The following is a 26441-nucleotide window of genomic DNA, read 5'->3' on the forward strand; positions in this document are numbered from 1 at the left end:
AAATTCGGGGCGTCACAGCCCTAGACTCTGGGTCAAAAGGTTCGCAAGACAAACACAAGACCAGCCGACCGGAGTGACCCATGACGTCATCCAACCCGCATCTCAGCGATATCGCCAGCAAGACCGGCTATCGAGCGCGTCTGCCCGACGACAACGGCTTCATCGACTGGCCCGAGCAGGACAACGCCACCTGGCAGACCCTGATGCAGCGCCAGCTCGGCATGCTCGAGGGTCGCGTCTGCCAGGAGTACCTCGATGGCCTGGAGCGACTCGCCCTGCCCGTGGACCGGGTTCCCCAACTGGCCGACATCGACCGCGTGCTCGAGGCCAGCACCGGCTGGCAGACCGCCCTGGTCCCGGCATTGATACCGTTCGACACCTTCTTCGAGCTGCTGGCCAACCGGCGCTTTCCGGTGGCTACCTTCATCCGCACGCCGGAAGAGCTCGACTATCTCAAGGAGCCCGACATCTTCCACGAGATATTCGGGCACTGCCCGATGCTCACCAACCCGGCCTTTGCCGAGTTCACCGCCACCTATGGCCGCCTCGGCCTTGCCGCCGAACCCAAGGAGCGGGTCTACCTGGCCCGGCTGTACTGGATGACGGTGGAGTTCGGCCTGGTGGACACGCCGGACGGTCGACGCATCTACGGCGGCGGCATCATCTCCTCGCCCAAGGAGACCCTGCATGCGCTGTCGGATGCGCCGGTGCACCAGCCATTCGACCCCATCGAGGCACTGCGCACGCCCTACCGCATCGACATCCTTCAGCCGCTCTACTACGTGCTGGACGATCTCTCGACCCTGCACGAGCTTTCACAGCAGGACATCATGGCCATGGTGCACCAGGCCATGGAGCTGGGCCTGCACGAACCGCGCTTCGAGCCGGCTCCCAAGGCGGCAAAGGCCTGAAGGCCCTTGCTCGACCATCCTGGCCGACTACCCTGACCCAAACCAACAACACTTCGACGAGGAACCAACAATGAGCCAGCTTTCCGAACAGCAGTGCGAAGCCTGCAGCTGGGATGCCCCCCACGTCAGCGATGCTGAGATCGAAACCCTCAAAGCCGATATTCCCAACTGGAGCGTGGTGGAGCGCGACGGCGTCAAGCAGCTCGAACGCGTATTCAAGTTCCGCAACTTCAAGCAGGCCCTGGCCTTTACCAACCGGGTCGGCGAGATCGCCGAGGAGGTGGGTCACCATCCCGCCCTGCTGACAGAGTGGGGCAAGGTCACCGTGACCTGGTGGTCCCACGAGATGAAGGGGCTGCACAAGAACGACTTCATTCTCGCCGCCCGTACCGACAAGGCCGCCGCAGAGGGCTGATGATTTCTCTGACCTCGCCCGATGCCGTGGGTGTCGGGCGTAGCCGCTTCAGCGCAAGCTCCACCGCTTTCATGTAAGAAATCTCACAATGGAATTGGGCAATTTCTCCCAAACATTATCGGCTTTTTCTTACATAGCGAATGGCGATATACCACTCTTTTTCCCTGCCTGACTCGTTTAGCTTGAAGGGCGAGACCTAACCGCGTCTCGAGCAATTCAAGTAGAAAACTTCCACAAACGAGGAAAACAAGAGATGAAGGGAGTCGTTCAAGCTGCCTTTCTGGCGCTGACACTGAGCTTTGCCTCGCTGGCCATGGCTCAGGATGTGGCACCGATCAACGTCAATACCGCTGATGCGGAATTGCTCGCCGAGCTGCCAGGCATCGGGCCGAGCCGTGCCCAAGCAATCATCGAGGATCGCGAAGCCAACGGAAACTTCGAAAGTGCCGACGACCTGACCCGGGTCAGCGGTATCGGATCAGCCACCGTGGACGGATTCCGCGACCAGGTCGCTTTCTAGAGTGGCGTAGTAGTGAAACGCAGCGAGGCCGGCATCACATGCCGGCCTCGCTGTCGTTCTGGGTAGGGGGTTTCTTGGGCTTTCTTCTTGACTGTTATAAACGCAGGCCACCGTCGCACTCGATTACCCGACCAGTGAAATAGTCGTTCTCGATGATGAACGCCACGCTCTGGGCGATATGGTCGGGATCGCCAAGCCGTCTGAGCGGCACACCGGCGGTCAGCTTCTCGAGCATGTCGTCACGCATCGAGGCGGTCATATCGGTCTCGATGAAGCCCGGCGCCACCGCCCCCACGCGAATCCCGTAGCGCGCCAGCTCCTTGGCCCAGGTGGTAGTCAACGCCACCACGGCCGCCTTGGCGGCCGCATAGTTGCTCTGGCCCATGTTGCCGGCTCGCGAGATGCTGGAAATATTGACGATCACCCCGTCATGACCCGCCTCGACCATTTGGCTGGCGGCTTCACGGCCACACAGGAACACACCGGTGAGATTGACATCGATGACGGACTGCCACTGCTCCAGCGACATGGTCTTCTCGACCTTGCCGTCCTTCGCCTTGACCAGCAGCGCATCACGCAAGATACCGGCATTGTTGACCAGGCCGCTGACAGGGCCCAAGGTGGCCGCCACGTCACCGAAGGCCTGCTTCACCGATACCTCGTCCGCCACGTTGACGCGAAAGGCTCCCGCCTCGATGCCTTCCGCATGCAACATGGATACCGCCTTGTCCAGTGCGTCGCTGTCCATGTCCAGCAGCGCCAGCGTAGCGCCCTGACGACCCAGGCGGCGCGCCATGGCGAAGCCAAGGCCCCGGGCGCCGCCGGTGATGGCAATCACGGTCTTGTCCAGTTTCATTCGCTGTCCCCTGTTAAGTAGTGAGCCGGTTCGTTGCCCGCTCGATTCAGGAGCAAGGGCATCCGTCCCGCTGTTCTCATATTCTTCTCGCCATGCTGTCTTTTCGGCAGAGAGCTCAATCGACTTGAGGGCGGAACCGATCTTGTGCACTGCAGCACAAGAATATCATGAACTCGCGCAAGACGACCAATACGCTTGAATTTGCCCCAATCGCCCCCATGATCTGCAGAACGCCACCCCCGGAGACGACATGCCGTTACTGATCTTCTTTGCGCTTTTCACCCTGCTCGACTTCATCGTGCTGTTCTCCGTTGGCAGCCACATCGGGCTCCTGCCCACCCTGGCACTGGTACTTGCCACCGGCTTCATCGGGCTCCACCTGATTCGCCGGCAGGGCACCGCCACCCTCGCCCGCGCTCGCCAACGCATGGCGCAAGGCGAGCTGCCCTCCAGCGAGCTGTTGACGGGCGCGGCGCTGATCTTCGGCGGTGCCCTGCTGCTCGCCCCCGGCTTTCTTTCCGATGCGCTCGGCCTGCTCTGTGTCTTGCCCGGCGCACGCCGGCTGCTCGCCCGCCTGCTGGCGCTGATCAACCTTCGCCTGCTTGGCGTGGCCCATCGCGGATCGCAAGCCAACCCGGGGCGCAGCGACGATTGGCACCGCCCCGAGAGCGATACACATGATCGCAGTGCGAATGAAGAACAACCGAGTGGCAATGACGGTCAGCCACTGGAAGGCGATTTCATCAGTCGCAACGAGCCGCGACGCTAGTCCGCATCAGCGAATCGCCCAGGCAAAAAATTTTACCGCTGGCCCTTGAAAGGGATTTGCCCGGCCCCATTTCTCGGTCAGCACAAGGCTACGGTGCCGAGTGGAACTCGGCATCTTCAACAAGGAAGGCGTCCTCGCCCTCCACCTTCCGGCTCGACCGGGAGGAAATGATGAACCGCCATGCATGCCATGGCACCACTGACCATCAGGAGAACGTGAGCAATGAACATCCGTCCCTTGCACGATCGCGTCGTCGTCCGTCGCGTTGAAGAAGAGCAAAAAACCGCTGGCGGCATCGTGCTTCCGGGCAACGCCCAGGAAAAGCCGACTCGTGGCGAAGTGCTCGCCGTCGGTAACGGCCGGATTCTCGACAACGGTGACGTTCGCCCGCTGGACGTCAAGGTCGGCGACACCGTGATTTTCAAGGAAGGCTTTGGCGTCGAGAAGCAGAAGATCGATGGCGAGGAAGTCCTGATCATGAGCGAGTCCGATATTCTCGCCGTGGTCGAAGGCTGAGCCAACGCACCTACTCCGTTCCCATAAGACGTTCACGAACTGACAGGAAGTAACGAAAAATGGCAGCGAAACAAGTCAAATTCTCCGACGACGCCCGTAAGCGCATGGCCCGTGGCGTTGACGTTCTGGCCAACGCCGTCAAGGCCACCCTGGGTCCGAAGGGCCGCAACGTGGTGCTGGAGAAGTCCTTCGGCGCACCGACCGTAACCAAGGACGGCGTCTCCGTCGCCAAGGAAATCGAACTGAAAGACAAGTTCGAGAACATGGGCGCACAGATGGTCAAGGAAGTCGCCTCCAAGACTTCCGACGTTGCCGGTGACGGTACCACCACCGCTACCGTGCTGGCCCAGTCCATCGTTACCGAGGGCATGAAGGGCGTAACCGCCGGCATGAACCCGATGGACCTGAAGCGCGGCATCGACCAGGCCGTCATCGCCGCGGTCAAGGAAATCGAAGCCCTGGCCGTGCCCTGCACCGATTCCAAGGCCATCGCCCAGGTCGGCACCATCTCCGCCAACGGCGACAAGCGCATCGGTGAGATCATCGCCGAAGCGATGGAAAAGGTCGGCAAGGAAGGCGTCATCACCGTCGACGAAGGCCGTGGCTTCGAGGACGAGCTGGAAGTCGTCGAGGGCATGCAGTTCGACCGCGGCTACCTGTCGCCCTACTTCGTGACCAACCAGGACACCATGGCGGTCGAGCTGGAAGACCCCTACCTGCTGCTGGTCGACAAGAAGATCTCCAACATCCGCGAACTGCTGCCGGTGCTGGAAGCGGTCGCCAAGTCCGGCAAGCCGCTGGCGATCATCGCCGAAGACATCGAAGGCGAAGCGCTGGCCACCCTGGTGGTCAACAACATGCGCGGCATCGTCAAGGTCGCGGCTGCCAAGGCGCCCGGCTTCGGTGACCGTCGCAAGGCCATGCTGCAGGACATCGCCATCCTGACCAACGGCACCGTGATCTCCGAGGAAGTGGGTCTGACCCTGGAGCAGGCCAACCTGGATCACCTGGGCAGCGCCAAGCGCATCACCATGTCCAAGGAGAACACCACCATCATCGACGGCGCCGGTAACGAGGGCGACATCGAAGCTCGCGTCAACCAGATCCGCGCGCAGATCGAGGAAACCTCTTCCGACTACGATCGCGAGAAGCTGCAGGAGCGTGTCGCCAAGCTGGCCGGCGGTGTTGCCGTGATCCGCGTCGGTGCCGCCACTGAAGTGGAGATGAAGGAGAAGAAGGCTCGCGTCGAAGACGCCCTGCACTCCACTCGTGCCGCGGTCGAGGAAGGCGTGGTGCCTGGCGGCGGTACCGCCCTGGTGCGTGTCCTGACCAAGATCAAGGACCTCAAGGGCGAGAACGAAGACCAGACCCATGGTATCGCCATCGCTCTGCGCGCCATGGAATCTCCGCTGCGCCAGATCGTCACCAACGCCGGCCAGGAAGCTTCCGTGATCTGCAACGAGGTGAAGGCAGGCGAAGGTAACTTCGGCTACAACGCCCAGACCGGCGAGTTCGGCGACCTGTTCGAAATGGGTGTGCTGGACCCGGCCAAGGTGACCCGTACTGCGCTGCAGTCCGCCGGTTCCGTGGCTGGCCTGATGATCACCACCGAGTGCATGATCGCCGACGACCCGGAAGAGAAGGAAGGCGGCCCGGACATGGGCGGCATGGGTGGAATGGGTGGCATGGGCGGCATGATGTAAGCAGCCCCACCCTTCGGCCTTACGGCCTGTAGGAACGAGCAAGCCCCGCCATCGTGCGGGGCTTGTGCTTTTTGGGCTACCATCACGCTTTTCCCGACAAGCAAGCCGACCATGCTCGCCAATATTCGTATCGTCCTCGTCCAGACCTACCACCCCGGCAATATCGGCGCCTCGGCGCGGGCCATGAAGACCATGGGCCTGACCGACCTGGTGCTGGTCAACCCCCGCTGCTTTCCCGATAGCGAGGCCTCGCGCCTGGCTGCTGGTGCCGAGGATATCGTCGACCGCGCGCGCGTCGTCGAAACGCTGCAGGATGCGGTGTCCGACTGCGTGCAGGTGGTAGGCGCCAGCGCCCGGCTGCGCAGCCTGCCTCTGCCCCACTTCGACGAACCCGAGGCAATGGCCCGCGAGTTGGTCGCCAATGCCGCAGACGACCCGGTAGCACTGGTATTCGGCCGCGAACGCTTCGGCCTGACCAACGATGAGATCCGCTGCTGCAGCCATCAGGTCAGCATTCCCGCCAACCCGGACTATGGCATTCTCAATCTCTCCCAGGCGGTGCAGGTATTGGCCTACGAGACGTTCAAGGCATGGCGCCAGCGCCCCGAGAGCCTGTATCGTCAGCCACGCCCCGTCGAGGAGCGCCAGCCGACCCGAGAGCAGCTCGATCATTTCCACACCCATCTTGGCCGCGTGATGCAGATCAGCGGCTTTCTGACCCAGCCCCATGCCCGCACCGAAGCCCAGTTGCAGGCACTGTTCGCCCGGGCACGGCCCAGTCGCAAGGAACTGTCACTGCTGCGCGGCCTGCTGCGCTCACTGGAAGAGTCAGCGAAGGAAGACTAATCTTGGAATTGCCTTTATCCGACCGTTTTTCACCACGCCGTCACGGCAATGTCACCTGCTGATGGGATAAAGGGTCATGCCCCGCAAGGGGAGAAGACAAGGGATACTGTCGAGCTGCGACACGGATGCGACCGGGCAGGAAGCCGGTGCAGGAATGTCGGCATGAAGGATCATGCCCAGGGAGACATGCGCCACGTGGCTTCACGCCCGTGGCGCTCTTTGTTGCTCGCTACTCTGCCGGCGCCTGCGACTCCCTGCCCAGCGCTTCCCAGCCCGGCACTCCCTGGCGGATGCACTGCGAGAAATCGGGAGCGCGATGCACCCGGCGCGCCTGCTCGTCGATTCGCCCGCCCTCTTCCAGCTCAGGCAGGGTATGCCCGGGCCACAGCCCACCGACCTTGAAGGCATAGCCCGGCAGCCTGTCGGTCACCAGCAGGCGATAGTCGAAAGGCAGGCGCGCCCCGATGCCGCGTGCCATGCCAAAAATCAGCGTGGTGCAGTTGGCGGTGATGGTGTTGTAGAAGCGCGGCGACTCGGCCAGTGCATTGGCCTCTTCGACATAGGCCAGCAGCAGCGAACGCATGGCGCTCGGCGACATGCGCAGCCGGAACAGCGAGACCCGTTCGCCGCGCACCTTGGTGCGCAGACCCACCGCGTCACGCTCGTCGGCGGCCACGATGGCAAGCTCGTACTGGCGGAAGAAGCCGCCGATCTCGGAGAAGCGCTCACCCTTGAGGCGACGCACCTCCACCGAGAAGACCACGAAACTCTCACCCTCGAAGCCGAACGATACCATCACGTGGGCGACTCCCGGTCGCCCCCAGCTCGAGACGATCATGTCGACCGAATCGAGCCTGTCGAGATCGTAGCTTCGCTCTTCCCAATGCACCGAGGCATCGTCGCGGGTCCGCCAGTCGAAATCGCGCACGTGATGCAGCGTAAGTCGGTTGTCCCGCACCTCGCCGGTGGCCAGGTAGCTCACGTCGTCGGACCAGGGACGGTCATGGGTCGGCTGCAGTCGAAACCACCAGAGGAACAGCGCCGTCAGCAGCAACAGCTGGGCCACGTTCGCCAGCCACTGCCCGCGCACACCCAGCAGCAACAGCGCCACGGCCACCATTCCCCACCCGGCCACGACCAAGCGTCGTCGTGTTCGTGACCCGGGCAGGCGAAACCACAGCGCGGCAGCTCCCCACGCCATGACCACGGCCAGCAAACCACTCACCAAGAAATCTACGATCGCCTGAGTCATTACGCCCCACTATCTTCGAGTTGCGGCCATATTAGCAGCCTGCATATGGCGATGCGCGTCTCGAAGTATCGGGCACACTCAGACGAATGGCTTAGATCGGGGTCAGCCAGTCGTGGAAGGTAGTCAAATCATCGCCCAGCTCTCCACGCGTAAGCCGGCGGTAGAGGCGTTGCAAACGAGCCGTCACGGAGTCCCCGGCGATAGGCTGCCCCGGGCGTGGCGCCCCAGCGCGCGCGCCGATATGACGCCCGTCGAGCTCACGTAATGGCAGGATCTCGGCGGCGGTGCCGGTGACGAAGGCTTCGTCGGCGATATACAGCTCATCGCGTGTGATGCGCCGCTCGCGCACCTCCAGCCCCAGCATGTCGCGAGCCAGGCGGATGACACTGTCGCGGGTGATGCCCTGCAGGCAGGAGGTGACCTCGGGCGTGTGCAGCACACCGTCACGCAGCAGGAAGACGTTGGCGGCGGAGGCCTCGGCCACGTAACCCTCGGGGTCGAGCATGATGGTCTCGTCGAAGCCCGCCTTGACGGCGGTATTGAGCGCCAACATGGAATTGACATAATGGCCGTTGGTCTTGGCCCGACACAGGCTGATGTTGACGTGGTGCCGCGCCCATGAAGACGTCAGCGCCCGCAGGCCCAGTGAGGCGGCTTCGGCCGAAATGTAGTCGCCCAGGTCCCAGGCGGCGATCATCACGTGCACGCTGAGGCCCTTGGCACGCAGGCCGAGCCCTTCCGCACCGAAGAAGATGGTCGGCTTGAGGTAGGCGTTGCTCAGCTCGTTGCGCACCAGGCACTGGCGCTGGGCCTCGATCAAACCCGCCTCGTCGAAGACAACCGGCATGTCCAGGGCGTGGGCGCTGTCGAGCAGGCGCCGAGTGTGCTCGGCCACACGGAACAGGTGCGTCCCCTGTGGCCCGGCATAGGCTCGTACGCCCTCGAAGCAGCCCATGCCGTAATGCAGGGTGTGGCTCAGTAAATGGGCCTGCGCCTCGCGCCACGGCAGCCACTCGCCATCCAGCCATATCCAGCCATCTCTATCGTAGAGCGGAGTCATGTCATCCTCGTCGATTCACAATAGCGCCACACGCCGCCAACACTCGCACCAGCCATCGATCAAGGCGCGCTGATGAGGCTGCAGCGACTGGTAAGCCCAGCCAGCGATCTCGTCGTTCTGCGGGTCGGGCACCGCGGTGCGGCTGCCTGACAGCACCTGGATCACCGCATGGCCACACAACGGCACGTAGCCCTCGGAGTAGCCGCCTTCGTGGATCATCACCAGCTTGCCGCCGCTGATGCGCTCGGCCAGGGCCTTGATCTGCTGGGTCATGGCGGCAAAGGCCGCGCTGTTGAGCATCATCTTGCCCAGCGGGTCCTTGGCGCAGGCGTCATAGCCGCAGGCCACCACGATCAGATCCGGTGCGAAACCGCCGATGGCAGGCAGCACCAGCTCCTGCATGGCATAGCGATAGGCGCCGATGCCACAGCCGGGCGGCATCGGCAGGTTGAGGTTGGCACCGTACCCCGCCCCCTCGCCCAGTTCATCGAAGTCTCCACTGTCCAGCGGATAGTTGCCGGCTTGGTGAATCGACACGGTCAGCACGTCGGGGTCGTCGTAGAAAGCCGCCTGCTGACCGTTGCCATGGTGCACGTCCCAGTCGAGTATCGCCACGCGCCTGGCCTGCCCCAGTGCCCGGGCCCGCATGACAGCTACCGGAATATTGCCCAGCAGGCAGAAACCGCGGCCGCGGTCGGCTTCGGCATGGTGCCCCGGGGGGCGGCACAGGGCATAGGCGTTGACCAGCTCACCGGTGGCCACCGCTTCCACCGCGGCAATCGCAAGGCCTGTCGACTGCCTGGCCGCCGCCAGGCTGCCTGGTGTGAAGGGAGCGCACTCACCGGCATCGCCGCCGCGGGTCATGTCGCCCTCCTCCAGCTCATCGAGGTAACGTCCGGTATGGAAGCGCGCCAGGTCTTCGCGGCTGGCCGACGGTGCCTTGCGTACATCGAGCTCGTCGATCAGCCCCGACACCTCGAGCAGGTTCTTGAGCCTTCGCTTGCTCTCCGGGCTCTCCGAGGCCGGCTGGGGCTGCAAGTACTCCCCCGGCTCCGAGAACACACCGATGGCGCCGGGGTCGTGCCAGAAGCAGCGCTCGTGCCAGAAGAACCCCGTCCTGCCACGCTCCTTCATGTTCGCTTCTCCAACTGTTCCCAAACCTCGATGGCGGCCGCCAGGTCCTCCAGCGACGCTCCTACCGACTTGAACACGGTAATCGCCTCGTTCGTGCTGCGACCGGCCTTCTCTCCGCTGACGAGTTCCGCCAGCTCGGCGGCGATATCGTCGAAGGCAAAGGCCCCTTCGTCGATGGCCTGCAGGATGTCGCCCGCCTCGCCGCGGGCGCCGGCGTAGGTATCGACAAATACCTCGCCACGGCGCAGGCACTCGGCGTCGGTTTCACGCATGCCGGGGCGAAACGCCCCGATCAGATCGAGATGGACACCCGGCGTGAGCCACTCGCCGCGAATAAGCGGCTCGGAGGAAAGCGTCACGCAACTGATCAGATCCGCTTCGCGAACCGCCGTCTCGAGGTCCTCTGCCGCCTCGCAATCGAAGCGGTCGGCGTATTCGGCAGCCAGGCGCCGCGCCTTCTCCGGGTTGCGACCCCAGATCCGAACGCGCTTGATCGGGCGCACCGCGGCGTGGGCCTCGATCACCATGGGGGCCAGCTTGCCGGTGCCTACCACCAGCAGCGATGCGGCATCCTCTCGGGCCAGCTCACGGGCTGCCAGGGCGGAGGCCGCCGCCGTCCGCCGCCGAGTCAGCTCACTGCCGTCGAGACAGGCCAATGGGCGCCCGTGGGCGCCCTCGCTGAGCAGGTAAACACCGGAGATGGCAGGCAGGCCGTGGTCGGCATTCTGAGGAAAGACGTTGACCATCTTCACGCCAATGTAGCCGGCCCGTTCCCAGGCCGGCATCAGCAGCATGGTGGCCTCGCCATCCGGCCGATGCATGGCGTGGTGATGGCGTGGAGGTGATTCCACCCCTTCACGGAACGTCAGCGCCAGGCGCTCGACCAGCGCCGACCAGGGCAGCGCGCCGGCGACTTCCTCGGCTGTGACGATGCGCATCTCAGGCCTCCGGCAGCGCCGCGACCACCATGATCTCGACCTTCCATTCAGGCTTGGCCAGCTTGGCCTCGAGCGCGGCGCGCACCGGCGGGCGACCCGGCACCACCCAGGCTTCCCAGGCCTCGTTCATCTGGCCGAACTCCGCCATGTCGGTGACCCACACCTGAGCCGAAATCAGGTTCTCCTTGGAGGTGCCGGCCTGGGCCAGCAGCTCGTCGATGCGGGCCAGGACCTGCTCGGTCTGGCCGCGCATGTCAGCCGTGGCATCGCCCGGCACCTGGCCCGCCAGGTAGACGGTACCGTTGTGCACGGCGATCTGGCTCATGCGGGCATTGCTTTCATGGTAATGAATGGTCATGTCGCTCTCTCTTGAAGGGAATGGGTGGATCAAGCCGTGGATGATTGCACGTTGGCGCTTTACCGTCAGCCGCCGGTGAAGCCCTGCATGAAGGCCGCCAGATTGCCGCCCAGGTGCTCGGTAGGATAACCACCCTCCTGCACCAGCACGGTGGGAAGTCCCAACCGACGCAGGCGTTGGCCAACCACGATGAAATCGTCGGTTTCGAGGGTCATGCCGGCCAGCGGATCGTCACGATGGGCATCCAGCCCCAGCGCAATCACCACCGCGTCGGGGCGGAAGACTTGCATGCGTTCGATCAGCGTCTCCAACGTGTCGAGGAAGACGGCGCCGTCACTGCCCAACGGCAGCGGCAGGTTGACGTTGGCACCGAGCCCTTCTCCCATGCCCTCCTCGTTGGCACCGCCCCAGAAGAAGGGATAGAAGTCGGTCGGGTCGACATGCAGCGAACCGGTCCAGACATCGCCCCGGTAGTAGAAGATGTCCTGGGTGCCGTTGCCGTGGTGCAGGTCCACGTCGAGGATCGCCACGCGCGTGAACTGCTCGCGCAGCACCGTGGCGGCCAGCGCCGAGTTGTTGAGGAAGCAGAAGCCTCCGGCCCGCTCCGGCCCGGCATGGTGTCCCGGCGGGCGGCACAGCGCATAGGTGGTACCGTGGCCGCCGAGCAATGCCTCGGCTGCCGCCTGGGCGGTAGCCGCACTGGCCAGGATGCCGCGGAAGCTGTCGGCGCCGATGGGACATGCCATGTCGTGCAGGTGCCAGCCCGCCTGGCCTACCGGATGGCGCGGGTAATGGTGGCCGCCGCCACACGGATGGATGTTGGGCATCACCAGCTCGGAGGCTCCGGGCAGCTCGCGCCAGCGAGCGTGGATCGTCTCGAGGAAATCCAGGTAGCGCGGCGTGTGGATCCTGGCCAGGCGGTCGCGAAGGCGAGGGCTGTCGACTTCCTCCGGCTCGCTCAAGGAGAATCCCGCCGCGGCCAATCCCTGGGACAGCATCTCGGCACGCACCGGCCCCTCCGGCGAGGCCGTGAGCTGGCCACGCACCAGAAAGCTGGCAGGTGCGTGGTACCCCTGGTCGGGGTGGTAGAAGAACTTCATCGTATCGTTCCTTGCATTCTGCATTCCTTAGTCGAGCAGCGAAGGGATCCAGGTGGAGAGCGCCGGGAAAGCCGCGAGCAGCACGATGACCACCAGGAACGCCACGTAGAACGGCAGCGAAGCGATGATCGCCCGTTCGTACGGCACATTGGCGATGCGCGCCGCCGTCATCAGGGTCATTCCTACCGGTGGCGTCACATTGGAGATATTGAGCACCACGATCATCAGGATGGCAAAGTGTAGCGGATCGAACCCCAACTGGATCATCGCCGGCACCAGTACCGGTGCCACCACCACCAGAGCCGGCAGCACGTCCATCACGGTGCCGACCACGATCAACAGCACGCAAACCAGCATCAGTTGCAGGAAGGCCGAGTCGCTGAAGGTGGTAATCAGGCCCGCCGCATCTCGCGCGATTCCTGAGCGCGTCACGAACCAGCCGAGTACCGCCGAGGTGGCAAGCAGAAAGAACACCACACCCGAGAAGCGCACCGTCACCACCAGCGAGTGCCAGATCTTTTGCCAGTTGAGATTGCGATAGAGCAACACGCCGATCGCGATGGCATAGACGGCGGCGAAACCGGATGCCTCGGTAATGGTGGTCAGTCCCGAGAGAATGCCCCCCAGGATGATAAGCGGCACGATCATGGCCGGCAGCGCGGCCAGGAACGAAAAGACCGCCACCTTGAAGGGCGTCGACGCCTGCTTGGGATACCCCCGTTTCCAGGCCAGGAAGAAGCTGACGCCAAGCAGCGCCAGTGCCATCAGCAGCCCGGGTATGATGCCACCGGCGAACAGGTCGATCACCGAGATGTCGCGCAGCAGCGTGGCATAGACCACCATCACCACGCTGGGCGGGATGATGGGTCCGATGATCGACGAGCAGGCGGTGATTGCCGCCGCGTACTCGGCGTCGTAGCCCTGTCGCTTCATCTCGGGAATCATGATCTTGCCGATGGCCACGGTATCGGTGATCGCCGCCCCGGTCAGGCCGGCGAAGAACACCGACACCGAGACGTTGACGTGGGAGAGCGCCCCGCGCACGCGCCCGAACAGGGCATTGTTGAAGGCGATCAGCTTGTGGGTCAACCCGCCCTGATTCATCAGTTCGGCGGTGAAGATGAAGTAAGGAACGGCAATCAGCAGGAACCCCGAAACGCCGGAGAACATGCGGTCGGCGATGATCCCGAGCATGCGCTCGCCACCCATGGCAAAGCCGCCGGCCAGGCCGGAAAGCGCCATTACTACCGCCACCGGCGCACCGATCAGCAGCAGTACGACGAAGGTCACGATGGCAGGCGTCATGCGCGTGTCTCCGTTTCGACGGTTTCGGTGTCGATGGTCTCGATCAGCTCGTCGATGACCGTTTCGTCGTCGATGAAGTGCTCGAGCAGGGCGAAGCCTTGCACCAGGTGAAGCAGGATGATGGCGCCGCTGACAGGCATCACGATAGCGGTGAACTTGCCGGGGATCTGGATACGATCCGAGACCATGTAGACCTGGGTGGCACCCAGGAAGTAGTCCCAGCCGTACCACAGCAGCAGCGCACCGAACAGGCCGATCACCGCCAGGCACAGGCCCGCGGCAAACTGCAGCAGCGCCCGTGGCAGGCTGCGTACCAGCAGCGTCATGGCTACGTGCTCACCGTAGCGCAGCGAGATAGTCATCGAGAGAAAGCCGATCCAGGGCAGGAAGAGCCGCGCCAGCGAATAGGTCCAGCTCAGCGAGCTGCCCGTGACCAGCTTGTAGAGAAACGCCGTGAACGAAATGCCCAGCATGATCAACACGCAGGCCACACAGATCACGATCGCCACCTGATTGACCACGTCGCTCAGGCGGCGCAGGGGCCGAAGGAGTTGCATCGGTTCACCTCGAAAGGCCCTCGACCGGCCGTGCCGGTCGAGGGGCGACGTTGGGCACGCAAACGAACCGCGGGCTACTGGCCGTAGACCGCCGCGTCCGACTCGGCCACTTCCTCCCCGACTCGGGACACTTCCGCGAGGAAGGCATCGACACGCTCTTCCTCGATGCCGAAGTCACCGACGATCCACTCCTTCCAGGCCGGCCGGGCGATGTCAGCCATCCGCTCACGCTCTTCCGTGGGCATGATATGGCACGCCTCGAAACGCTCGCAGGACTCCTCCCAACTGGCGGTGGCCAGTGCCCCCGACATGCCGTGGGAGAGCTCGATGGCCTCGCGCGCCGAGGTGACGATGGCCGTCTGCTGCTCCTCGCTCAGTTCCTGGAACCAGTCTTCGCTGATCAGCCAGGCGGCACTGTTGTAGACGTGGCCGGTGAGCGTGGTGTAATCGGTTACCTCATCGAAATTGAAGGTAGTGTTGAGCACCGGCGCATTGAACTGGCCATCGGCCAGGCCGGTCTCCAGCGCCGTGATCAGCTCGCCCCACGGCAGCGGCGTGGCCGAAGCGCCCAGCGCCTTCATGATGGCGACGTGCCCCGGGTTCTCCTCGGTGCGAATGTTGAGCCCTTCCAGGTCCTCCACCGTCTCGATCAAGCGCTCGTTGTTGGTGAACGCCACGAAGCCGCCGCCGTCGTCGAAGGTGCCTAGGTAGCGCATGTTGGCCTCTTCAATGGTGCCGGACATGAAATCGGCGAACCACTCGCTGTCGAAGAAGGCCCAGGCCTGGCGCCAGTTGTCGAACAGGAACGGGGCAGTCATCAGCTGGTAGTCGTCGTAGAAGGACGACATCGCCCCGGTGGTGATGATGGTGGACTGCAGGGTACGCCCGCCCTGCACTTCCGAGGCGGTCTCCACTTCGGAACCGAGCTGACCGCCACCGAAGATCACCACCTCCACCTCACCGTTGGTGCGGGTCTCGACCAGGTTCTTGAAGTGCACCAGCGCCGGGTAGACCTCGTTGTTGCTCATGTCCTCGGGCAACAGCGTGGCGATGGCCATTTCGTGGGATTGCGCCAGTACGTTGGCGCTGGCAACGGCCAGCGGTAGTGCGGCGAGCGCTGCCAGACGGGTCAGCGACGGGGTCATGATCCACCTCATTATGATTGTGTTTTATGGATTGCCACACCAAGCCTAAGAGGAGACCTTGCGCCCCGCTTGCCCCTGACTCACGTCTTCTTGCCCCAGGCTCAGCGATGGCCACGCTCGCTGGAAGGGGAAACTTCAAAATGACGCCGATAGGCGCGACTGAAGCTGCCCTGATCGCAGAAACCGACCAGGCTGGCGATATGCCCCAGGCTCAGGCGGCTGTGCCGAACCAGCGCCCGGGCATGCTCGAGCCGGCGCTGCTGCACATAGGCCAAGGGTGTGACGGAGGTGAGTTCACGAAACAGCGCATGGAAATGCCCTGGGCTCAGGGCACAGAGCGCCGCCAGTTGGTCGACCCGGATCTCGTCGGCAAGATGCCGATCGATCCAGATGTCGAGGCTGTCGAGGTCGATACGCGCGGTGGCGTGACGGCCGAATGAAGTCGTGCTCGGCGCCTCGTCCTTGAGCTGCAGGTAGAGCGCACGCAGCAGCAGCGCAGCGATCTCGCTGTGCAGGGCCGGGAACTGCTCGAGCTGAGCCATCAGTGTGACGGCAAGCTGATTGAGGCGGGTCGATACGGGAAAGAAACACGGCCGCTCGAACAGACGCTGCAGCTCCTCGCCGTCGCGCATGTCGCCCAGCGCAGCCAGCGGCACGTCGAGTACCAGCGTACGATTGCGTCCGTCGCCTTCGTATTCGTGGTGGCTCGCACAGGGAATCAGGCAGCCACGCCCACTGGTCACTCGATTACCGACGCCCTCGATATCGAGTTCGGTGACACCGCAAGTCGCCAGGATCAACTGGTGGTGCGTATGGGCATGGGCCACATGCTCCTGGCCCAGGTTGGAGGCACGCAGATCGAGTAGAGACATGACGGTTTCTTGACGCCCGCTCGGTCAGGGAACCTCCTACACTACCCTGCCGAGCGGCATCATGAAACGGCCCGTTGGCTCAGCAGCGTCCCTTCATGCTCTGCCCGGGCGGGCAGAAGCCGCCACGGTGACGGTGGCGGTCCCGATAACGGCGATCGTCGTAATAACGATGTCCGTCACGGTAGTGGCGCTTCACGTAGCGCTCGCGGTGATGATGATGCCTGTCGCCGTGATAGTGACGATGGGAACCATCGACCACGACCAGCGGCTCGGGCGTGATGCGCGCCGGCGAATAGCTGCAGCCGGCCAGGGCCAACATGAGGGGTAAAATGGCCAGGGTGAGCAAGCGCAGGGACGTTTTCATGGCATGTACCTCGCAAGGGCAAGAACTCCAGACGCCCCTTCCGGTTCCCGTTCGCAGTCGTTATGGGTACGACTCTAGTCAGTCTAGCGCGCCTTTGGGGAGCGCTTATTCAACAGCGTCCCTTCTTGGCCTGTCCCGGAGGACAGAAGCGGCCACCATGATGCCCGCCATGGCCATCGTCGATGACGATCAGCGGCTCGGACTTGATACGTGCCGGCTGGTAGCTGCAGCCTGCCACCAGCATGGCGGCAAGTATCAGGACGAAAGGAAACAACAGGCGCCGTGACATGACGTATCTCCAAGTTGACGAACAGTGTTCATGATAGCGAAGTACAGCGCCTTTACACATGTGGCGCATTAGCTACAAGGAAGTCGCCAATCGGCGACATTGCCAGCCCATGGAGAAAGCGCGATAGTGCATTCTCGTTAGTCTGCAAACGGGATAATCACCATGGACGCCCTTCGCCGCCACACGTTGCTGTTGATCCTGCTCGGCAGCCTGGTCATCTCGCTGGCCATGGGGCTGCGTCATGGCTTCGGTCTGTTCCTCGAGCCAATGAGCAGCGAGCTCGGCTGGGGGCGCGAGGTATTCGCTTTCGCCCTGGCATTGCAGAATCTCATCTGGGGGTTCGCCCAGCCCTTCACCGGGGCGTTGGCCGACCGTTTCGGTGCTGCCCGGGTGGTGGCGGTCGGCGGTGTGCTCTACACCTTGGGCCTACTGTTCATGGGCCTTTCCGAATCGGCGCTGGGCATGTCGCTCTCAGCCGGGGTGCTGATCGGCCTGGGGCTTTCTGGCACCACCTTCTCGGTAATCCTCGGCGCCGTGGGCCGTGCCGTGGCGCCGGAAAAGCGCAGCATGGCCATGGGCATCGTCAGTGCAGCGGGCTCGTTCGGTCAGTTCGCCATGCTGCCGGGCACCCTGGGCCTGCTCGGCTGGCTCGGCTGGTCGGCCGCACTGCTGGCGATGGGCGCCCTGGCGGCAATGATGGCACCGCTCGGCGCCATGCTGAAGGACCGTCCCTCCGCACGCCTGGCCACCGACCTCTCGCTGCGCGGAGCGCTGGACGAGGCCGCCGGGCACCGCGGTTTCTGGCTGCTGTGCCTGGGCTTCTTCGTCTGCGGCTTCCAGGTGGTTTTCATCGGTGTGCACCTGCCCGGCTATTTGTTCGACAACGGCCTGGCCGTCCACGTAGGCAGCACCGTCCTGGCCCTGGTGGGCCTGTTCAACATCTTCGGCACCTACGCCGCCGGCTGGCTGGGCGGCATCTACTCCAAGCCGCGCCTGCTCAGCTGGCTCTACCTGACCCGCGGTGCGGTGATCGCCGCCTTCGTGTTCCTGCCGCTGAGCCCGGCCAGCGCCTACCTGTTCGGCATCGCCATGGGCCTGCTGTGGCTCTCCACGGTGCCGCTGACCAACGGCATCGTCGCCGCAGTATTCGGCGTGCGCCACCTCTCCATGCTTGGCGGTATCGTCTTCCTGTTTCACCAGGTCGGCTCGTTCACCGGCGTGTGGCTGGGCGGCATGCTCTACGACCTGCATGGCGACTATGACGTGGTATGGAAGCTTGCCATACTGCTCTCGGTGATCGCCGCCCTGCTGCACTGGTTCATCAGCGAGGCACCGGTCAAACGCACCGCGCCCCTGGAGGCTCAGGCATGAGACGGATTCACCTGGTGAAACTCGCCGCGTTGCTGGCCCTCGGCGCTGCCCTGTCACTGGCATGGTGGGGCTGGCAAGCGGCCGACGCCTCGCAGCTGCTGCTCGGCTCGCGACTCTGCTGAACTTTTTTCTGTCAGCGCTTGCCCGCCTTGGCGCGTAGCGCCGCCGCGAAGGCGCCACCCGCCCACTCCGCCGCCAGCTCCTGATCCTCGAAGATCGCCTCCGGGGCGCGGTAGTAGGACATCCTCACCTCGCGGCCCGCCTTGTGGTACAGGAACGGCTCGAGCCCCTCGCGCTCGAAGTCGCCCACGTTGCCGTCGTCCGCCTTCAGGTAGAGGGTATCGTCGGCCACCAGGGCGAACATCAGGCCCTGGTGATAGAGGCCATGACCGCCAAACATGCGGCGGGCGGACACCGGCCCGAACCTTGCGAAGACATCCTGAAGATAATCCGTGTAGTCACCCATGTAGCCAGCCCCATCCTTATCCTTAATTAGCGGCGTCTCGAGACTCGCTTACGCCGTGCGACGGCGCCCAGGCGGTTTCGCTGGTGAAATCGATCTCGTCGATATTCTCGGCCAGGAAGTCGAGCAGCGCACGCACGGCGGGCAGGACACCCCGTCGCGAAGGGAATACGGCGTGCAGTATGCCGCCCCGTGGCTCCCAGCCGGGAAGCACGTCGACGAGGTGCCCCGCCTGCAAGTCTTGCCCCGCCACGAGTAGGGCCAACTTGGCTACGCCGAGGCCGGCGAGAGCAGCCTGATGCAGCGTCTCGGCATGATCGGTCACCAAGCGTGGATGATGACGAATCCGGGCGGTGGCTCCGTCCGGTCCGTCGAGTACCCAGAGGTGCTGCCTGTCGACCTGGTCGAAATCGAGGCTGGGCAATCCCGCCAGGTCGCCTGGTGCTCGCGGCTTCGGCCGCCCCTCGAGTAGCACTGGCGCAGCCAGCAAGCGTTGAGGGCTGCGCGACAGTACCTTCATCGAGAGATCGCTGTCCTCGAGTGGCGGAAAGCGAACCCGGATGGCCATGTCGAGCCCCTCCTTGATCACGTCGACCCGGCGGCTGGTTGCCTCTACCTGCACTTCCACATCGGGGCACTGCGCCATGAAGCGAACCAAGAGTGGCGTGATCAGATAGTTCAGCAGGCTCGGCGGACAGCTAAGCCGCACCGTTCCCCTCGGCTGCTGGATATTGGTCTTGATCAGCTCCTCTGCCGCTTCGGCCTCGACCAGCATCGCCACGCAGTGTCGATAGTAAGCCTGTCCCAGTTCGGTAACCGACAGGTGGCGCGTCGAGCGGTGAATAAGCCGTGTGCCGAGCCGATCTTCCAACTGTGCGATGCGCCGGCTCAGTTTCGACTTGGGCAAGCCCAGGGCGCGACCGGCCGGGGCAAAGCCACCATGATCCACCACCTGCACGAAGTAATAGAGGTCGTTGAGATCTTGCATGGTCACTCACTCTCATCGTTCTACTCATGGAACGCAGAGTGTGCATTATAGCCTCTACCGCCAAGATCGTTGCATCTCTAGGCTTTCTGTATCGGCCAAGTAGCCAATCAAGCAGGAGCCAGACCATGAAGAAGATCCACGGCATCTACGGCGCCCCCCGCGGCCATTGGGTTGGCGACGGTTTTCCAGTGCGTTCGCTGTTCACCTACGACCGCCTGGGCGCCGATCACCTGAGCCCTTTTCTGTTGCTCGACCATGCCGGCCCTTACGACTTCCCGCCGGCCCCTCGGCCTCGCGGCGTCGGTGCCCACCCTCACCGCGGCTTCGAGACCGTGACCCTGGTCTATCGCGGCGAGCTGGAGCATCGCGACTCGACCGGCAGCGGTGGGCGCATCGGAGAAGGCGACGTCCAGTGGATGACCGCCGGGGCGGGAATCGTGCACGAGGAGTTTCACTCGCGGGCCTTCACCGCTCAAGGCGGCACGCTGGAAATGGTACAGCTCTGGATCAACCTGCCAGCCCGGCACAAGTCGACCCCCGCGGCCTACCAGACGCTGCTCGATGCCGACATTCCCCGGCTGGCGCTGCCTGGGCGCGCAGGAGAGCTGCGGGTCATTGCCGGTGAGTACCAGGGCCATGCAGGGCCGGCCCACACCTTTACCCCGATCAGCGTCTGGGACCTGCAGCTCAACGCCGGCGCAGAAACGACGCTGCGCGTACCCGAGGGCCACACCACCCTGCTGGTGGTACTCGAAGGAACGGTACAGGTCAACGGCGATGCCTTGGTACGAGATGCCGGCCTGGTGTGCTTCGAGCGCAAGGGGGAGGAGATACGCCTGGAAGCCAACAACGATGCCCGGCTGCTGCTGCTCGGCGGAGAACCCATCGAAGAGCCCGTGGTGGGCCAGGGCCCCTTCGTCATGAACAGCGTGGATGAGCTTCACCAAGCGTTCACCGATTTCCAGGCCGGCAAGTTCGGCCGCCTGGAGGGCTAGCGGCCCCGCCGCAGCCGACCGCGCCCGAGCCCTGACCGGGCGCACTCACCCAACCATGGAGAAAAATCCCATGTCTTATACCTACAACCGACTGAACAAGGACGATGTCGCCCTGTTGATGGTCGACCATCAAGCCGGCCTGCTCTCGCTGGTGCGCGATTTCAGCCCCGACGACTTCAAGAACAACGTGCTGGCCCTGGCCGACATCGCCAAGTTCTTCGAGATCCCCACCATCCTCACCACCAGCTTCGAGGACGGCCCCAACGGGCCCATGGTGCCGGAGCTCAAGGAGACCTTCCCCAATGCCCCCTATTTTGCCCGCCCCGGGCAGATCAACGCCTGGGACAATGAGGAGTTCGTGGCAGCGATCAGGGCCACCGGCAAGAAGCAACTGCTGATCGCCGGCGTGGTGACTGAGGTGTGCGTGGCCTTCCCGGTACTCTCGGCCCTGGAAGAGGGTTATGAGGTATTCGTGGTCACCGATGCATCCGGCACCTTCAACCAGACCACCCGCGACGCCGCCTGGGACCGCATGTCCCACGCCGGCGCTCAGCTGATGACCTGGTTCGGGGTGGGTTGCGAACTGCACCGCGACTGGCGTAACGACATCGAAGGCTTCGGTGGCCTGCTGGCCGCCCACCTGCCTGCCTACGCCAACCTGATCCAGAGCTACGAGCAGCAGAGCCTGGCGCACAAGCGTTGAGGTGAAAGGGCCCGGCTTGCCGGGCTCTACCCTGCTGGTCACCCAACCGCCATGGAGGCTCACCATGCCCATGTCCGTCTCCGACCCCGCCGCCTCGGTTCACTGCGAGGGGGCAACCATCCAGATCCACCATCGGGTCAGGCCCGAGGCCATGGATCGCTACGAAACCTGGCTGCGCCAGATCATCGAGGCGGCCGGCCGCTTTCCCGGTCATCAGGGGGTGCACATCCTGCGTCCTTCCGAAGGTCATCATGACTACGAGATCGCCGTGCGCTTCGCCAGTGACGCCGATGCCCGGCGTTGGCGGGAGTCCCCCGAGCGCCGCGAGCTGATGGGAACCATCCAGCCCGACCTGCAGCAGGCCGAGCGAGTGGAGATCGTCAGCGGCATCGACTACTGGTTCACCCCGCCTACGCCCGCCAGCAAGCAGCCGACGCGCTGGAAGCAGTGGCTGATAACCACGGCGGTCATCTGGCCTCTGACCATGATCGTGCCGCTACTGTGGCTGCCGCTCCTCCAACTGCTACCGGCACTGGACACCTGGGGCATCCGTCATGGCCTGGTCGCCGCCACCATCGTGGGCCTGGTGGTCTACGCCATCATGCCGCGGGTGGTGAAACTGGTGGCGCCCTGGCTGTTCCGTTGAGGCATGGCCAACCCCGACAGGCAGTGCGGCAAGCGAGAACCTATGCTGAAACAAGCCTGACCGCCCATCCCACTTCGTTCTTCCTGGAAAAACGACAATGAGCAATCTCGTCAACGACACCGACCTCACCTCCTCGCTCGATTGCCCTGTGGTCGAAGGCAAGCGCCAGGTTCAGCATGTGGCGCCACGCACGGCCGATGTCGGCGGCATTCCCGTCAACCGTGTGCTGCCGTCGCGCCAGCGACGCCTGATTGGCGCCTGGTGCTTCCTCGATCATGCCGGCCCGGCGGTATTCAAGGGCGACTCGCGAGGCCTGCGTGTCGGTCCCCACCCGCACATCGGCCTGCAGACCTTCACCTGGATGATCGAGGGAGAAGTGCTGCACCGCGACAGCCTGGGCAACGAGCAGGTGATCCGTCCCGGCCAGGTCAACCTGATGACGGCCGGCCGCGGCATCAGCCACACCGAGGAGTCGGTGCCGGGAGAGACGCACCTGCATGCCGCCCAGCTCTGGATCGCCTTGCCCGAGGCCCAGCGCCGCACCGATCCGCGCTTCGATCACTATCCGCAGCTACCGCAGTGGCGCGAGGAAGCCTTCGAACTGACCCTGCTGACCGGTGAATTCGCCGGCCATCGTGCACCGACACTGGCCTTCTCACCGCTGGTAGGCCTGGATCTGTTGGCGACGTCGGCCGGCTCGCTGACCTTGCCGCTGCGTGAGGACTTCGAATACGGCCTGCTATCGCTGGAAGACGAACTCATTATCGAGGGGGAGCGCTTCGGCGCCAATGAACTGGCCTACCTGGGACGCGGGCGCAACCAGGTCGCGCTCGAACTGCCGGAGGGAGGACGCGCCATTCTGGTCGGTGGCGAGCCGCTGGGCGAGGAGATCCTGATCTGGTGGAATTTCGTCGGCCATAGCAGGGCCGAGATCATCGAGGCCCAAAACGACTGGGAAGCCGGCAGTGAACGCTTCGGCAGCATCCCCGAGTTTCAGGGGGAACGCCTGATGCCACCGCCACTGCCCTGGCGAAACTGACAGCACTACACGGATCCAGCGACCAACTGACGAGAGGGACTATTGCCCATGACGCTACATAAGCCACCACGCATCCTGGTCTTCGCCGGCAGCGCCAGAGAGGATTCCCACAACAAGCGCCTCGCCCGCCTGGCCGCCGAGCGGCTCGATCGGGTCGGCGGCCAGGCGACTTTCGTAGACCTGCGCGACTACCCGCTGCCCCTCTACGACGGCGACCTGGAAAGCCGGGAGGGCCTTCCAGCCAGCGCTCGTAGCCTGCAGGGCTTGCTTGCCGAGCACCAGGGTCTGCTGCTGGCCTCGCCTGAGTACAACGGCTTCATCACGCCGTTGATGAAGAACACCCTCGACTGGCTGTCGCGTTCGGATGGCGAGCGCAGCGGCCTGGCACTGTTCGCCGACAAGCTGGCAGCCGTGGTTTCCGCTTCGCCGGGCGCGCTAGGCGGCATGCGCAGCCTGGCGCTGATCCGCCAGTTGCTCGGCAATCTCGGTGTGACCGTACTTCCCAACCCGCTGGCCGTTCCCCGCGCCGCCCAGGCCTTCGGTGAAAGCGGTGAACTGGTGGACGAGAGCCAACAGCAGCGGCTCGACGCGCTCTGCCAACGGCTGGTGACTACCCTGGTCAAGCTTCAAGCTACCGATTCCACGAGCGGCTCCTGAACGGCAAGTAGTCAGGCACTCTGTAACGTAGATAACCAAGACGCCTGTATCGGGCTCGCCCACAAGAGGTCTACACTGCGTTGCAGCATGAATGACACAGGAGATGGCATGCCCAAGGAAGAACGCAAGCACATCGATCTCGCTCTGCAGGGCGGCGGCTCCCACGGCGCGCTGACCTGGGGCGTGCTGGACAGGCTGCTGGAAGATGAACGCCTGAAGATCGACGGCGTGAGCGGTACCAGCGCCGGTGCGATGAACGCCGTGGTACTGGCCGACGGGCTGCACCGCGGCGGCCGCGAAGGGGCGCGCGAGGCGCTCCATGATTTCTGGCACGGCGTCAGCGATGCGGCACGTTTCTCGCCCATTCAACCGACGCCCTGGGACTGGCTGACCGGTAGCGGCAGCCTCGACCACTCACCCAGCTACCTGATGTTCGAGAGCCTGACCCAGCTCATCGCCCCGGCCAAACTCAACCCCCTGAAGATCAATCCGCTGCGGGATCTGGTATGCAAACTGGTGGATTTCGAGCGCGTCAACGCCTGCCGCAGGGCCAAGATCTACGTCACTGCCACCAATGTCAGGACCGGCCGGGCCAAGGTGTTTCGCCAACCGCAGATTTCGGTAGATACGGTGATGGCATCAGCCTGCCTGCCGTTCATGTTCCCTGCTGTGGAGATCGATGGCGAAGCCTACTGGGATGGCGGCTACAGTGGCAACCCGGCACTATTCCCACTGGTGGACGACATGGATTGCCAGGACCTGTTGGTGGTTCAGGTCAACCCGCTGGTACGTCAGCGGCTACCTGACAGCGCCCGGGACATCATCAACCGTATCAACGAGATCACCTTCAACACCAGCCTGATCAAGGAACTGCGCAGCATCCAGCTGCTACAACAGCTGATCGATGCCGAAGGCCTCGAGGTGGAGCGCTACCGCTCCATGCGCCTGCACCTTATCCACGCCGAGCAGGAGGTGGAGAAACTTTCCGCCTCGAGCAAGTTCAACGCCCAGTGGGACTTCGTCTCGCGCTTGTACCGCCAGGGCCGAGGCTGGGCCGATCTGTGGCTCGAGAAAAACTTCGATGCCTTGGGTCATTACTCCACTTTCGACCTGGATGCCGTGTTCAGCGACACTTTTCGCCCGCTCGTCAGGCCGGGCCAGGAGGAAGAGGGCAAGGCATGACCGAAGTCCTGGCCATCGTCGTTGCGCTGTTCCTGCTGATATACCTGGCCTACCGTGGCCTTAGCCTGCTGATCCTGGCCCCGGCGCTGGCCGCCTTGGTGGCGCTGGCCTCGGTGGATGCTCCGCTGCTGGCCAGCTATACCCAGGTATTCATGGGATCGGCGGGCAACTTCATCGTCAGCTATTTTCCGCTGTTCTTGCTCGGGGCGATCTTCGGCAAACTGATGGAGGATTCCGGCAGTGCGGAGGTGCTGGCCGGTGCCATCGTCGAACGCCTCGGCGAAAGCCGGGCCATCCTCGCCGTGGTGCTCTCCTGTGCGGTCATGACCTACGGCGGCGTGTCACTGTTCGTGGTGGCCTTCGCCGTGTTCCCCATCGCCGCAGCGCTCTTTCGCAAGGCCGACCTGCCCAAGCGGCTGATCCCCGGCACCATCGCGCTGGGCGCCTTCACTTTTACCATGACCGCCCTGCCCGGCACGCCGGCGATCCAGAACGCCATACCGATGCCCTTCTTCGGCACCTCGCCCTTTGCCGCACCGGGGCTTGGCATCATGAGCGGGCTGATCATGCTGGGTCTGGGACAGAGTTGGCTGAGCTACCGCGCCAGACAGGCCCAGGCGGGCGGCGAAGGTTACGGTGAACAGGGAAGCGAACCCACCACCACCCACGACCACTTGCGCGAGCGCGCCGCAGGCGAAGGCTTCGATCTGGCCGAAGTCGAGCCGCAGCAGCGCCACGGGCTGCCTTCGCTGCCCCTGGCGCTGCTGCCCATCGTGTTGGTAATCGCGCTGAACCTGCTCTTTACCACTGTGGTCATCCCGGCCATGGACACTGGCTATCTGTCGGATCCGATCTACGGCGCCACCAGCATCGAATCGGTGCGTGGCTTGTGGTCGGTCATTGCCGCACTGGTACTCTCCATTCTCGTGCTGATCGCACTGAACTGGCCACGGCTACGGCAACTGACAGCCTCGCTGGACAGCGGCGCCAATGCCTCGCTGCTGCCGATCTTCAACACCGCAAGCCTGGTCGGCTTCGGCTCGGTCATCGCCTCGCTCGCCGCGTTCGATGCCATCAGCGCCTGGGTCACCACCGCCGGCGGCGACAATCCGCTGATCTCGCTGGCCATCGCCGTCAACCTGCTGGCCGGCATGACCGGTTCCGCCTCGGGCGGCATGAGCATCGCGCTGGCGACCCTGGGCGATACCTACCTGGCCATGGGCCAGGCGGCAGGCATCTCGCCGGACCTGTTGCACCGGGTCACGGCGGTGGCCACCGGTGGACTGGACGCCCTGCCCCACAACGGCGCGGTGATCACGCTGCTCTCCATCTGCGGGCTGACTCACCGCCAGGCCTACCTGGACATCGCCGCGGTGGCCGTGGTCGGGCCAATTATTTCCTTGATCGTACTTGTCGTTGTGGGGTCGCTGGTCGGCTCGTTCTGAGCGGCTCGCTCTAGGCAACCTCCGCGCGCCGCCACCTCCCGC

At 64.0% G+C, this 26441-nt stretch carries 31 protein-coding genes; 16 read left to right on the top strand and 15 right to left on the bottom strand.

Annotation, left to right across the window (positions count from 1 at the left end; all coding sequences use genetic code 11):
• The first annotated feature begins 80 nt into the window (after positions 1 to 80).
• The 3 genes from phhA to ACRWQA_RS11980 all read left to right on the top strand — a co-directional run bounded on the left by phhA (position 81) and on the right by ACRWQA_RS11980 (position 1846).
• Entirely contained in the window at positions 81 to 911 is an 831-nt protein-coding gene (gene phhA, locus ACRWQA_RS11970) for a phenylalanine 4-monooxygenase (protein ID WP_263583664.1), read from the top strand.
• Between the two features lie 70 nt (positions 912 to 981).
• Positions 982 to 1326, top strand: coding sequence for a 4a-hydroxytetrahydrobiopterin dehydratase (locus ACRWQA_RS11975; RefSeq protein WP_263583663.1), 345 nt, complete (start codon positions 982 to 984; stop codon positions 1324 to 1326).
• 253 nt (positions 1327 to 1579) lie between these two features.
• Entirely contained in the window at positions 1580 to 1846 is a 267-nt protein-coding gene (locus tag ACRWQA_RS11980; protein ID WP_263583662.1) for a ComEA family DNA-binding protein, read from the top strand.
• A gap of 94 nt (positions 1847 to 1940) precedes the next feature.
• Here the strand turns inward: ACRWQA_RS11980 and ACRWQA_RS11985 are convergent, their stop codons facing one another.
• Positions 1941 to 2702 (bottom strand): SDR family oxidoreductase, encoded by a 762-nt coding sequence (locus ACRWQA_RS11985; protein ID WP_434227204.1) that lies wholly within the window; start codon positions 2700 to 2702, stop codon positions 1941 to 1943.
• 250 nt (positions 2703 to 2952) lie between these two features.
• Between ACRWQA_RS11985 and ACRWQA_RS11990 the strand changes: the two genes are divergently transcribed.
• From ACRWQA_RS11990 to ACRWQA_RS12005, 4 genes are all read left to right on the top strand, one after another.
• Complete coding sequence (locus ACRWQA_RS11990) at positions 2953 to 3471, top strand: FxsA family protein (RefSeq protein ID WP_263583660.1); 519 nt, start codon at positions 2953 to 2955, stop codon at positions 3469 to 3471.
• Positions 3472 to 3693: 222 nt separating this feature from the next.
• Positions 3694 to 3987, top strand: coding sequence for a co-chaperone GroES (locus ACRWQA_RS11995; protein WP_104204123.1), 294 nt, complete (start codon positions 3694 to 3696; stop codon positions 3985 to 3987).
• A gap of 59 nt (positions 3988 to 4046) precedes the next feature.
• Positions 4047 to 5690 (top strand): chaperonin GroEL, encoded by a 1644-nt coding sequence (groL, locus tag ACRWQA_RS12000; protein WP_263583659.1) that lies wholly within the window; start codon positions 4047 to 4049, stop codon positions 5688 to 5690.
• Between the two features lie 111 nt (positions 5691 to 5801).
• Positions 5802 to 6536: an RNA methyltransferase gene (locus ACRWQA_RS12005; RefSeq protein WP_263583658.1), complete on the top strand. Its 735-nt coding sequence runs from the start codon at positions 5802 to 5804 to the stop codon at positions 6534 to 6536.
• 229 nt (positions 6537 to 6765) lie between these two features.
• Here the strand turns inward: ACRWQA_RS12005 and ACRWQA_RS12010 are convergent, their stop codons facing one another.
• From ACRWQA_RS12010 to ACRWQA_RS12065, 12 genes are all read right to left on the bottom strand, one after another.
• Positions 6766 to 7761, bottom strand: a complete 996-nt coding sequence (locus ACRWQA_RS12010; protein ID WP_434227207.1) for an Lnb N-terminal periplasmic domain-containing protein — start codon at positions 7759 to 7761, stop codon at positions 6766 to 6768.
• Between the two features lie 118 nt (positions 7762 to 7879).
• Positions 7880 to 8848 (bottom strand): branched-chain amino acid transaminase, encoded by a 969-nt coding sequence (locus ACRWQA_RS12015; RefSeq protein ID WP_263583656.1) that lies wholly within the window; start codon positions 8846 to 8848, stop codon positions 7880 to 7882.
• 15 nt (positions 8849 to 8863) lie between these two features.
• Positions 8864 to 9982: a class II histone deacetylase gene (locus ACRWQA_RS12020; RefSeq protein WP_434227208.1), complete on the bottom strand. Its 1119-nt coding sequence runs from the start codon at positions 9980 to 9982 to the stop codon at positions 8864 to 8866.
• Complete coding sequence (gene lhpI, locus ACRWQA_RS12025; RefSeq protein WP_263583654.1) at positions 9979 to 10920, bottom strand: bifunctional Delta(1)-pyrroline-2-carboxylate/Delta(1)-piperideine-2-carboxylate reductase; 942 nt, start codon at positions 10918 to 10920, stop codon at positions 9979 to 9981. The genes ACRWQA_RS12020 and lhpI overlap by 4 nt, the downstream gene beginning before the upstream one ends.
• Before the next feature lies 1 nt (position 10921).
• Positions 10922 to 11278: a RidA family protein gene (locus tag ACRWQA_RS12030; protein WP_263583653.1), complete on the bottom strand. Its 357-nt coding sequence runs from the start codon at positions 11276 to 11278 to the stop codon at positions 10922 to 10924.
• A 65-nt stretch (positions 11279 to 11343) separates the two neighbouring features.
• A complete protein-coding gene (locus tag ACRWQA_RS12035) occupies positions 11344 to 12378 on the bottom strand; it encodes a histone deacetylase family protein (RefSeq protein WP_434227210.1) in 1035 nt (344 codons plus the stop codon).
• A 27-nt stretch (positions 12379 to 12405) separates the two neighbouring features.
• Complete coding sequence (locus tag ACRWQA_RS12040; RefSeq protein ID WP_434227211.1) at positions 12406 to 13683, bottom strand: TRAP transporter large permease; 1278 nt, start codon at positions 13681 to 13683, stop codon at positions 12406 to 12408.
• On the bottom strand, positions 13680 to 14240 hold the full coding sequence (locus ACRWQA_RS12045) for a TRAP transporter small permease (RefSeq protein WP_263583650.1): 561 nt from the start codon (positions 14238 to 14240) through the stop codon (positions 13680 to 13682). The genes ACRWQA_RS12040 and ACRWQA_RS12045 overlap by 4 nt, the downstream gene beginning before the upstream one ends.
• A gap of 74 nt (positions 14241 to 14314) precedes the next feature.
• The gene (dctP, locus tag ACRWQA_RS12050) at positions 14315 to 15385 is read right to left on the bottom strand and encodes a TRAP transporter substrate-binding protein DctP (RefSeq protein WP_263583649.1); all 1071 of its coding nucleotides are present in this window, start codon (positions 15383 to 15385) and stop codon (positions 14315 to 14317) included.
• 101 nt (positions 15386 to 15486) lie between these two features.
• Positions 15487 to 16257 carry a helix-turn-helix domain-containing protein gene (locus ACRWQA_RS12055; RefSeq protein WP_434227212.1) on the bottom strand — a complete coding sequence of 257 codons (771 nt, stop codon included), beginning with the start codon at positions 16255 to 16257 and terminating at the stop codon, positions 15487 to 15489.
• 79 nt (positions 16258 to 16336) lie between these two features.
• Positions 16337 to 16621, bottom strand: a complete 285-nt coding sequence (locus ACRWQA_RS12060; protein ID WP_434227214.1) for a hypothetical protein — start codon at positions 16619 to 16621, stop codon at positions 16337 to 16339.
• A 109-nt stretch (positions 16622 to 16730) separates the two neighbouring features.
• Entirely contained in the window at positions 16731 to 16910 is a 180-nt protein-coding gene (locus ACRWQA_RS12065) for a hypothetical protein (RefSeq protein ID WP_263583646.1), read from the bottom strand.
• Between the two features lie 162 nt (positions 16911 to 17072).
• Here ACRWQA_RS12065 and ACRWQA_RS12070 point away from each other — a divergent pair, with 162 nt between their 5' ends.
• Positions 17073 to 18281, top strand: coding sequence for an MFS transporter (locus ACRWQA_RS12070; RefSeq protein ID WP_434227217.1), 1209 nt, complete (start codon positions 17073 to 17075; stop codon positions 18279 to 18281).
• Positions 18278 to 18403, top strand: a complete 126-nt coding sequence (locus ACRWQA_RS12075; protein WP_434227219.1) for a hypothetical protein — start codon at positions 18278 to 18280, stop codon at positions 18401 to 18403. Before ACRWQA_RS12070 ends, ACRWQA_RS12075 begins: the two co-directional genes overlap by 4 nt.
• 11 nt (positions 18404 to 18414) lie before the next feature.
• Here ACRWQA_RS12075 and ACRWQA_RS12080 read toward each other — a convergent pair whose 3' ends face one another.
• On the bottom strand, positions 18415 to 18747 hold the full coding sequence (locus tag ACRWQA_RS12080; RefSeq protein ID WP_263583643.1) for a TfoX/Sxy family protein: 333 nt from the start codon (positions 18745 to 18747) through the stop codon (positions 18415 to 18417).
• A 22-nt stretch (positions 18748 to 18769) separates the two neighbouring features.
• Positions 18770 to 19732, bottom strand: coding sequence for a LysR substrate-binding domain-containing protein (locus tag ACRWQA_RS12085; protein WP_434227221.1), 963 nt, complete (start codon positions 19730 to 19732; stop codon positions 18770 to 18772).
• Between the two features lie 125 nt (positions 19733 to 19857).
• Between ACRWQA_RS12085 and ACRWQA_RS12090 the strand changes: the two genes are divergently transcribed.
• The 7 genes from ACRWQA_RS12090 (at position 19858) to ACRWQA_RS12120 (ending at position 26399) form a co-directional block, all read left to right on the top strand.
• Positions 19858 to 20727, top strand: coding sequence for a pirin family protein (locus tag ACRWQA_RS12090; protein ID WP_434227223.1), 870 nt, complete (start codon positions 19858 to 19860; stop codon positions 20725 to 20727).
• A gap of 70 nt (positions 20728 to 20797) precedes the next feature.
• On the top strand, positions 20798 to 21430 hold the full coding sequence (gene ycaC, locus ACRWQA_RS12095; protein WP_263583640.1) for an isochorismate family cysteine hydrolase YcaC: 633 nt from the start codon (positions 20798 to 20800) through the stop codon (positions 21428 to 21430).
• 64 nt (positions 21431 to 21494) lie between these two features.
• On the top strand, positions 21495 to 22076 hold the full coding sequence (locus ACRWQA_RS12100; RefSeq protein WP_434227225.1) for an antibiotic biosynthesis monooxygenase: 582 nt from the start codon (positions 21495 to 21497) through the stop codon (positions 22074 to 22076).
• 97 nt (positions 22077 to 22173) lie between these two features.
• A complete protein-coding gene (locus ACRWQA_RS12105) occupies positions 22174 to 23115 on the top strand; it encodes a pirin family protein (protein WP_434227227.1) in 942 nt (313 codons plus the stop codon).
• 48 nt (positions 23116 to 23163) lie between these two features.
• The gene (locus ACRWQA_RS12110) at positions 23164 to 23772 is read left to right on the top strand and encodes an NADPH-dependent FMN reductase (RefSeq protein ID WP_263583637.1); all 609 of its coding nucleotides are present in this window, start codon (positions 23164 to 23166) and stop codon (positions 23770 to 23772) included.
• 108 nt (positions 23773 to 23880) lie between these two features.
• Positions 23881 to 24954 carry a patatin-like phospholipase family protein gene (locus tag ACRWQA_RS12115; RefSeq protein ID WP_263583636.1) on the top strand — a complete coding sequence of 358 codons (1074 nt, stop codon included), beginning with the start codon at positions 23881 to 23883 and terminating at the stop codon, positions 24952 to 24954.
• Entirely contained in the window at positions 24951 to 26399 is a 1449-nt protein-coding gene (locus ACRWQA_RS12120; protein ID WP_263583635.1) for a GntP family permease, read from the top strand. Before ACRWQA_RS12115 ends, ACRWQA_RS12120 begins: the two co-directional genes overlap by 4 nt.
• Positions 26400 to 26441 lie beyond the last annotated feature (42 nt).

Source organism: Billgrantia sp. C5P2 (genome assembly GCF_051062895.2).